The following is a 7,591-nucleotide window of genomic DNA, read 5'->3' as shown; positions in this document are numbered from 1 at the left end:
AGCAATGAAACAGACCTTGGTACTATGGCTACAGGTGTTGCCGGAATAGCAGGAGTAGCAGGGTTAGTAGCAGCCTGGGCAAGCCAAGAAAAAAATAGTCAAATAACTCTCATCCCCAACCCTGGTCAAACAGTATCAGCAACTTGGTCAGTACCACAAGCAGACAAAGATACAGTCAAATCATATGGTGGTCAGCAATATCAACTGCGGGTTTATGATGTTACAGATGTTGACCTAGATTCACAAACAGCTCACAGTGTTAAGTATTATGATTCAGAAGAGTCAAATCAGCAGTGGCAAGTGGGCAATTTATTGATTAATCGCGAATATCAAGCAGAAATAGGTTATGTTACCAATGATGGTCAATGGCTACTGTTAGCTCGTTCTCAGCGATTGCTAATTCCAGAAGAAGATATCAGTAAAGAGACCAGGACAGGAACAGAAAAAGAATTAGTAAGTGGAGCTACACCAAAATGGAAATTGATCTCATCTCCCAGCCAAATTAGTATTACTCCTGATGATGCAGAGAATATGATTGTGACTTGGAAAGTTTCTCAAACTGCTCAAAATCAGGCTAAAGAACAAGGAGGAGAACAATGCCAGTTGCGAGTTTATGATGTTACAGATATTGAATTAGACACACAACCAGCTAGCAATGTACAAGCTTATGATTGTGATGAGTCTACTCAGAAGCAAATGCAAGTTCCTGTTGTGATGAGCGATCGCGAATATCAAGCCGAGATAGGTTATATCACAGATGATGGTGAGTGGTTAAAGTTGGCTCGTTCAAACCGCCTGCGGATGCCAGAATCTAATATTACTACAGATTCTACTGAAGCAAAAAGTACACAGGGAGATGTAAATCATGCTACAGCAGTTATTCCAAAAGCAGCATTGAAATCCAGTTGGATTACTATAGTTCCTCGTACTAACCAAAGTGCTTATGCTTATTGGGGAGTAGCTCAAACTGCTAAAGATGCAGCCAAGCAACAAGGTGGACGACAATACCAAGTGCGGATTTTGGATGTGACAGATATCGATCTAGAGTCACAAAAACCTCACAATATACAACAGTACAATTGTGAAGAGTCTAGTCAGAAGAAAGAAATAACTATCAATATGGGCAATCTTGGCTATGTTGATTATGTCGCTGAGATTGGTTATGTTACTGATAATTTCCAGTGGCTGAAGATAGCTAGTTCTAGTCCGATGCGAATGCCTGTGTTTAGTGAAGTTGATTCTGTTAAAACAACAGGAACAATTTTGTCTTCTACAGCAACTCCAACTATTGGCGCTGTTGCAGTTTCTCAATTATCAGGAAGCAAACAGGAAACAACTAAAGAAACAAGCAACATTACCCCTGGTGACTGTGAGATTCAGTATCTTGTTGTTCACAGTCGCAACAATTGCTATTTACTAAATGATGAACAAATCAAGGGAATTCAGGAAAAAGCTGTTTCTGAAATTCTTGAGCCAGGGATTTATATTGTCCGGATTAAGAGTGGTACATTTGGCTACGGTTCTAATATTTGCCCATCTGGTGAGCCAGTGGTTTTACTGTGGATTTGTGGCGGAAAAGTGAAGAATAAAAAGACAAAACTTCCAGTTGAGCAAACTTGGTCAACTTTGAATGGATATAATGAAACATTAACGTTAGAGGTTCTGGAAACGACAACTCTTTATAGTTTCTTTGTTGATACTTATCCTGATGATAATGAGGGAGAGCTTACTGTTTCTGTAGCTAGATTGTATTCTTAAGTATTAAGGTGGGCAAATATCACAATATTTGCCTACCCAATCTATTACTCCTTTAATTGCTTGTCACCCGTGAGATCGTAAATATTAGACTTGTCGCTTAATAAAGTAAAAAAAGTGATATCGAGGGATTGATTAGCGAAACTATTCCTGAATTAGATTAATTTTGAGGATGGTGAGGTACACTAAACATGAGTGAAAAAAAATAATGGGTTGTAAGCGATACTGCTGACGCAATGCTCTGCAAACTCTAAAGCCAGAGTCAAAATTTAGTAATTTGGCCAAAATAAAATTGTTATCAATTCAATTCTAGATATACACTAAACTATTAACTGTATATCCTCAATTTCTATTGTGGCACTACCAATACTGACTAACGAAGTATTGAGTGGCAATGTAATTGGCGCAACTGTTTCAAATATGCTCAAACCATTATTTCCTGATGTTGGTTCTAAAGTAATTGGAAAACCTATTTCTACACCGTTAGTATCAAAAAAACGGACTTGATTATTTATGTTTTGTGAAGCATATTGAAAAGAAAGGGTAGCTGATTCTGTTGTAACATCAAATACCTCTCCTACAGACAAAATAATTAAGTCTTCATTAGCATTAATATCAGGTTCTATCGAAATAATAGTATTAGGAGAAAATCTAGTCCTGGGATTTTCAGGTATAGATGCTGGGGGAGTAGTTGGAGTATCATTATCAAATAATTGTAGTACAGCATTGTTGGGTGTACCAATAGTTGCACTTCTACTAATGTCAGTTAATAATAAATTGACTGTTTCTGTTACTTCTTCTAAATTATCATCAATAATTGGAATTGTAATGCTTTGAGATGTAGTGTCTCCATCTGCAAAGGAAATCGTATTGGGGTTGGGGTTGGTATAATCTAGATTCTGTGTGGCCGTATCATCATCTAGGTTTAGTGTGACACTAATAATTCCATCGCTGCCACCTGTACGGGTGACGTTAACTGTTGCAGTGGGAGTTCCTTCGGTGACAGTAAATGTAGGGTTACTAAATTGAATTGTTCCTGGGTTGGGAATTCGATAACCTATATTTCTGTTGTTAAGGGTTTGATTTGGTAGCAACTCAACAGTTGATTCTGGTGTTGTAATTATGGCATTATTTGTCGGAGATACTGCTCTGACTGGATATATATCTGGTGATAGATTAGCAAATGTGTAATTGCCTAATTCATTGGTGGTGGTTGCTGTTTCTGTTGTATCTAAGATGCCATTTTGATTAAGGTCGAGAAATACTGTGGCATTCGCCAGGCCAGTTTCTCCGGTCTCAAATAATCCGTTGCTGTTGGCATCGTTGAATATTGTACCACTGATGCTGCCGGTGGTAGGGATAATTTGGTTAATATTCGCTGTAATAATGTTTGTGGATATTCCATCTACTGTAAATGGCAAATCTTCTTCTATTCCATTAATATTCGCACTATGCTGAATATCAAAGCTGCCTGTAATATTGCTATTTTCTGTAGAAACGGGGATATTTTGGGGAATTAAGGCATTGTCAGGATTAAAATTAAGGGTGATGGGGACTCCTAACCCTGCACCTAGATTTAGCTCAGGAGGTGGAGTTATGAGAATATCAATACTATCGGTAGGAATACTGTCGAGTGCTATTTCGTAACTATCAGTCAAATTATCTACAGTAATATCGGTACTACCTTCAGATTGAGTAATAAGTATGGTGGGAAAATTTGGAGGCTGATTAAATTTTATGGTACTAACTGCTATATTACTATTATTTTGACCATTGTTGATGAATATATTGATCAGGCGATCGCTAGTATTGGAGTTAGTGGTATTATTATAAACAATGTTGGCAATTATTTCTTCATACTCAGCACTGGTGGCACTACCTGTTAGTAATAATTCACCTATGTTAGGATTGTATGGGGTAACATTTATCTCTGTTGCTGTAACGATATTGAGGGCGTTTTCGTTTAAATTGAGGGTCTCATTGATGCCGTCTAGGGGGTTTGATAAGGTGATGATACCTGCTTGAATATTTGTATTATCAGGATTAGTGATACTAATATCTGTATCAGCGATGTTTACAGGGTTATTAAGTGTAAAAGTAGTTTGATAGTTACTACCTACTACACCACTACTTCCATTGCTATCTAAGTCTATTGTAGGTTGGTTGTTTCTATTTGCAATTAATCTGAATATATTATCATTAACTTCATCAGCAGGAACATTCTCTAAAGTTACTAACAGTTGATTATTGAAGCGAATTTCTGTACCGTTTTGACCTTGAGTTATTATCAAATCTTCTGCTATTATGCCATCTCCTAAAATAAAAAAGTCTTGATTGATATTGAAGTCTGTAATAATATCCGCACCTAGACTCTGATCTACAACAAAAGAATCTCTACCACTACCACCCGTAAGGGTATCTACTCCATCTCCTCCATCTAGAGTATCATCACCTTCATTACCCCTTAATTCATCATTGTCCTGGTTGCCAAAAAGTAAATCATTTCCCAAACCACCATAAATTTCATCGTTACCGCGATCGCCATAGAGTTCCTCGTTTCCTTCTTCTCCGTAAACAAAATCGTCGTCTTTTCCTCCTCTGATAATATCATCTCCTGTCCCCCCAAATAGGGTATCGTTACCAAAACCACCATTGATTAAGTCGTTACCTTCGCCACCGAAGATTAAATCTTCTCCCAAAAAGTCTGGGTTTTCTGGGTTGCTATTACCACCAAAAATGGTCTCATCTCCTGTTCCTCCAACAAGAGTATCATTTCCCAGGTCTCCAAAGATTAAATCATCGTTTTTACCTCCATCGACGAAATCATCACCTTTTCCTGCCCGAATTGTATCATTACCACGACGGCCTTCTAATACATTGTCTTCTCCATTACCAAGTAATGTATCATTATTGTCAGTCCCAATTTGAGGTGGTGGTGGTAGTTCGTCTTTATCGGGAGGTGCGCCATTAACATTAATTGTGACATTGATGGGTGAAGATATGGGATTATTTGCATCTCGGATGCTGTAAGTAAAGTTATCAATTCCACTGAAGTCTACTGGTGGAGTATATAGAATAGTGGCATCGTTATTAAAGGTAATAGTACCACCATTTTCTGTAACTAGGTCGATGTTGTTCAGGATAATTTGATCGCCTTCTGGATCGTTATCGTTAGCGAGAATGTCGATGGTTATTGAGGTGTTGAGGGTGGTATTGGCGTTGTCAGGTTGCCCTACTGGGGGTTGATTGGCATCTGGTGGTGCTGGTGGTGCTGGTACTGGTGCTGATGCTGGTGGTGGTGGTGCTGGTGCTGGTGCTGGTGGTGGCGCTGGAATTAGTTCGACATTTACAGAAATTTCTGCTGGTTCTAAGGGGTTGCCGTTTTGGTCATTGGCGACATAAGTAATGGATGCTTCTCCTTCAAAACCTTCTTCTGGAGTAAAGGTGACGTTACCTTGGTCGTCTATGCTAAATATTCCTTCACTGGGTACTGTGATGGTTTTCTGTATTCCTGGGGTGTCTGGGTCGAGGTCGATGGTTGTGAGGTTGATATTTTCATCGTTGTCGATGATGTTGAATGTGACTGGGGTGTTGGGGCGGGTTGTAGTGCTGTCATTTTCTAGTTTTCCTATCTCGGTAACTTCTATGGAAATATTTGCTTCGTTAGAAACTGCTCCCAAGTTATCTTTAACAGTATATCGAATAGGAGTAGTAACACCAATGAAAGCATTTTCAGGGGTGAAGGTAAGATTTCCGGCATCATCAACGATATAGCTGCCTTCTCCCAGTGCAGTTATGCTAGTATCTCGTTCAGGTGTACTAGGATCTAAATCTACTGTGGTTAGGTCTAATGTACTGTCTATATCTGAGTCATTGTTGGTAATGCTGAAAGTTACTGCTTCGCTATTCAGTACAATGTCGGTATTTGTAGTTTCGCTGTCGTTTTGGGCTACTGGCGGGTTATTTTGACCATTGATTGTTATTGTTACTGTGGCTTGACTTGTGCTGTTGCCATCGCTGATAGTGTAGGTGAAACTATCTGTATCTGTTTCTCCTTCTCCTAAATTTTCAAATTGACCGTTGGGTTCATAGCTATATGTACCGTCGCTGTTTAATGTTAGTAATGCTTGTGATTCTAGGGTGATTTCTTGACCTACATTACTGCTACTACCGTTGACTGCGGTTACTGTTAATATATCGTTTTCGAGGTCACTATCGTTGTCTAAGACTGTGGCTGTGACTGGTCTGTCTTCTATTGTGGTTTCGCTGTCGTCTACTGCGTCTGGGACATCGTTCGATGGAGTAATGTTTATTGTGGTTGTGGCTGTGTTGCCATCGCTATCTCCATCATTGACTACTATCTCAATGCTACGAGCGTTGGTGTCAGGATTTTCTGATGTGTTGTTGTATTCTATTTGGGCTATAGCGTCCTGATATTCGGCTAATGTTGCACTACCTGTGAGGGTTATTGTTCCTTTGCCTTGGTCATAATTGCTGGCTGTTATTCCTGTTGGTAGTGTGCCGTTGACTGATAAACTTTCTACTGTATCTCCATCTAGTCGGTTGGTTAATGTAATTGTGGCTGACTCAATATTGGTGTCGTCTACATCTGTTATGTTTACATCACTGTCTCCTATTGCTACTGGACTTCCTCCTTCAATGAAGGTTGTTGTGTAGTTGTTCTCTGTGGTTCCACTGTCATCATTTCCGTCTAAATCCAATGTAGGCAAGTCGTTGACTGTGGTGATGGTTATGTCTAGGCTACCGGAGACTGTTGTTGTACCGTCGTCAACATCATAGGTAAAATTTCCAGGATCATCTGTACCGTTATAGTCTGCTGGTGCGTTGTAGAGTAGTCCTTCTAGCTCGGCTGATGTTAATGTATTTCTGTTGTTGACTTCTGTACCATCGGCTTTAGTGATTGTCCCTAATGTGGGTATACCTGTGACGGTGATGGTTAAGGTGTCTCCATCCACATCGGTGGGAATTGTTAGTCCTAGGGATGTGTTTAAGCTGGCTTCTTCTACGACGATGCTGTTGCTATCTGCTACTGAGTCATCGTTGACTGGGGTTACATCTATTGTTATGGTATTATCTGTTTGACTGTCTTGTGTGCCGTCATTGACTGTGAAGTTGAAGTTGGCATAATTTGTGCCGTTACCATCTGCTTCTGGAGTAAATACTAAGTTGGAAATATCTGCTGCTGTGATAATTTGGTTGATTGTTACGTCTGTTCCGTTTAGTTGTAATGTTCCGACTGTGGGTAGGGTGGTTATGGTGATGGATGCTAAGGTGTCGTTGTCTATGTCGCTAAAACTAAAGTCGGTTTCGCTAAATGTGTGACTGTTGTCTTCTTCTATGGTAATGGTATTGTCTGCTGTTGTGGGAGCATCGTTGACTGCTGTGACATCTATTGTTATGGTGTTGGGTATTTGACTATTTTCTGTGCTGTCGTTGACTGTGAAGTTAAAGTTGGCATAATTTGTGCCGTCACCATCTACTTCTGGAGTAAATACTAAGTTGGAAATATCTGCTGCTGTGATAATTTGGTTGATTGTTACGTCTGTTCCGTTTAGTTGTAATGTTCCGACTGTGGGTAGGGTGGTTATGGTGATGGATGCTAAGGTGTCGTTGTCTATGTCGCTAAAACTAAAGTCGGTTTCGCTAAATGTGTGACTGTTGTCTTCTTCTATGGTAATGGTATTGTCTGCTGTTGTGGGAGCATCGTTGACTGCTGTGACATCTATTGTTATGGTGTTGGGTATTTGACTATTTTCTGTGCCGTCGTTGACTGTGAAGTTGAAGTTGGCATAATTTGTGCCGTTACCATCTGCTT

Annotated in this window: 2 protein-coding genes; one reads left to right on the top strand and one right to left on the bottom strand. The window is 39.7% G+C overall.

All coding sequences use genetic code 11. The features are described 5' to 3' along the window. Window positions 1-1,758: DUF4912 domain-containing protein (locus tag ACP6PL_RS08890; RefSeq protein ID WP_426544667.1), on the top strand; the 1,758-nt coding region annotated here is incomplete at its 5' end. 317 nt (window positions 1,759-2,075) lie between these two features. On the opposite strand, the gene ACP6PL_RS08885 is transcribed toward ACP6PL_RS08890, so the two are convergent. Beyond that, on the bottom strand, window positions 2,076-7,591 hold a 5,516-nt coding region (locus tag ACP6PL_RS08885), incomplete at its 5' end, for a beta strand repeat-containing protein (RefSeq protein ID WP_426544665.1).

The organism is Dapis purpurea BLCC-M126, from assembly GCF_050015975.1.
Classification (GTDB): Bacteria; Cyanobacteriota; Cyanobacteriia; order Cyanobacteriales; family Microcoleaceae; genus Trichodesmium.
This window is presented reverse-complemented; position numbering and strand designations above follow the sequence as displayed.